The organism is Chroococcidiopsis cubana SAG 39.79 (genome assembly GCF_003991895.1).
Taxonomy (GTDB): domain Bacteria; phylum Cyanobacteriota; class Cyanobacteriia; order Cyanobacteriales; family Chroococcidiopsidaceae; genus Chroococcidiopsis; species Chroococcidiopsis thermalis.
The window spans coordinates 1-2,529 of record NZ_RSCK01000233.1 but is presented as its reverse complement, the minus strand read 5'-3'; the positions used below and the strand labels follow the sequence as shown (position 1 = coordinate 2,529).

At 48.2% G+C, this 2,529-nt stretch carries 1 protein-coding gene and 2 pseudogenes; all 3 read right to left on the bottom strand.

What is annotated here, in order from left to right:
- Positions 1–76: 76 nt before the first annotated feature.
- Positions 77–445, bottom strand: a pseudogene (locus tag DSM107010_RS37560) (ATP-binding cassette domain-containing protein); the annotation flags it as partial.
- 314 nt (positions 446–759) lie between these two features.
- A complete protein-coding gene (gene biuH / locus DSM107010_RS37555; protein WP_106171448.1) occupies positions 760–1,473 on the bottom strand; it encodes a biuret amidohydrolase in 714 nt (237 codons plus the stop codon).
- A 2-nt stretch (positions 1,474–1,475) separates the two neighbouring features.
- Positions 1,476–2,450: pseudogene (locus DSM107010_RS37550) on the bottom strand (formamidase); the annotation flags it as partial.
- Positions 2,451–2,529 lie beyond the last annotated feature (79 nt).

Genomic DNA, 2,529 nt, shown 5'->3' with positions numbered 1-2,529 from the left:
CAAGGCTTTGCTCCTACAAGGTTGAGCGCATAATTGCATCTTAGCTCAACTGGTATTCTGTTTGATAGAAACCGCCTAAGTTGCGACTTTCAGCACGGCACAATACAAGATTTTCCGCTACCGTCATTGCTGGCACGGAAGTAAAGTGTTGGTACACCATGCCAATCCTGCATTTCTGAGCATCGCGGGGACTAGAAATAGTCAGCGATCGCCCGTCAATCTGGATTTCACCACTATCAGCAGTATAAAAACCCATGATGCACTTTACCAGAGTGCTTTTCCCCGCCCCATTTTCCCCTAGCAAGGCGTGGAACGTACCTGGCTTGAGTTGTAAAGAAACGCGATCGAGCGCCAAATTAGAACCAAACCGCTTCGTCATCTCAACTGCGGTTAATTCTGGAGGGTTGGTAATATCGATAGTGATATTTTCTACGATTGTTGTCATATTTTTTAGAAAGTCGGGAGTTGGTAGGGGCGGGTTTACCAAAAAACTTTGCTAATAACAGAGATTTCGGGTGAACCCGTCCGTACAGGAGTTGGGTTAGCGTCTTCTTTGCGCCTTTGCGCGGACACTTTGCTCAACGGGGGGAACCCCCGTACGCAAGTGTCCTTGTCTTTGCGCGAAACAAAAAAATATTTGTAATTTTTACGTACCAAGTATGAAAGATCCCCCCTAGCCCCCCTTTCCAAGGGGGGAATAGAGTCCCCTTTTTGAAGGAGAATTTAGAGAACCAAAGAGGGATAACAAAGTCCCCCTTTTTAAGGGGGAAGGGGGATCTCGCCAGCAGGAAAGACACCGATCGCCTCAATCAAAGCCTGCGAGTCGGCAACCGCACCAAAAACACCTCCTTGCATCTTCACCATTTTTAACGCTGCCAAGTAATTGCCGTAGTCGGTTGCCCCCGTGCAATCTGACAGTAACAAACACTCGTAACCGCGATCGTTGGCTTCTCGCATTGTCGTGTGGACGCAGACATCAGTAGTAATTCCCGTGAGGATAATATTCTGAGTGCCCAAGCGACGCAGGACTAAATCGAGATCGGTAGCGTAGAAAGCCCCTTTTCCAGGCTTATCGATGACAATTTCCCCTGGTAAGGGCGCGAGTTCGGGAATAATTTCCCAACCAGGTTCCCCACGCACGAGGATTTTACCGCAGGGACCAGGATCGCCAATCCCTGCCCCAATTTGACGCGATCGCCATTGTTTATTCTCCGGTAAGTCTGACAAGTCAGGGCGATGTCCTTCGCGGGTGTGAACGATGGAAAAACCACGCGATCGCATTTCTACGAGTAACCGTTTGATGGGTGCGATCGGCGCTCTAGTTAAGGATAAATCGTAACCCATCTTATCCACATAGCCACCGATATCGCAAAAATCAGTTTGCATATCAATGACAATTAGCACCGTATTTTCAGGGCGCAAATCGCCATTATAAGGATACTGATAGGGATCGGCGGCGACAAATAATCCCATGTTTAGCCTCCTCGTTCGCTGGGAATGCGGGGCAATTCCTCGCCTTTATAAGTGCGAGTCGGGGCGGGAAATCCACAGCTAGTACCGTCTTTATGCACGACTTCATCTTCCCAAGGCAAGCGATAGCAGCCATTGACAAGATCTTGCATATATGTATACGGGCAATCTTGCGCCCCACCTTTAACGGCGACATAACCCCGATGTCCAAATTGGTAGATGTTGTTTTCTACCCCCCACAACTTACGGGCTTCTCGGACTAAATTCGGTCGCACTTCGGCAGTAATAATTTCATCAGGACGACTGCCACCCGTAACCAAAGGCGTACCGTCAAAATTGATTATCATCGCCTCGCCCATCGAATCAAACGTGCCATCGCTACCGCACATACACACCGAGGCGGTGTACATCAAATTACAAAAAGCATTCGCTTGATTGGTAATCTGCCAGCTATGCCGGATCGGGGCAGTGTAGCCAGCCGTGCGTAACATAATTTCTGTACCTTTATAAGCACATTCCCGCGCCATTTCAGGAAACATGCCATCGTGACAAATAATCAGGGAGAGGGTGCTGCCATTGGGACCTTCACAGACAGGAATGCCGATATTGCCTGGTTCCCACGGTTCCACGGGAATCCAAGGATGCAATTTGCGATAGTAAAGTTTGAGTTCGCCCTTGTCGTCAATAATGATGCCGCTATTGTAGGGGTTGCCGTGAGGATTGTATTCCATGATGGAGAAACAACCCCAAATTTTATTGTTGCGGCAAGCTGTTTGAAAAGCTGTCACTTCTGCCCCGTCCAAACGGCACATAATTTCTGGGTTAGTATCCATCGATAACCCGTGCAAAGCATATTCGGGAAAGACAACCAGATCCATTGTCGGGAGATTACGCCGCGCCTTTGCTACCAATTGACAAATGCGATCGCACTGTGCTGCTAAGTCATCTGGGGTGACGACATTAGGAAGTTGAAGTTGTACCTGGAGTTTAGACTAACCAATGACAAAATGACTCAGCAGTACTGAGTTAACAAGCTACCCAGCTAAAAATATAAAAACT

Excerpts from the sequence above, each read along its gene's own strand:
- biuH (WP_106171448.1), bottom strand. The coding sequence starts at position 1,473 with ATGGGATTATTTGTCGCCGCCGATCCCTATCAGTATCCTTATAATGGC.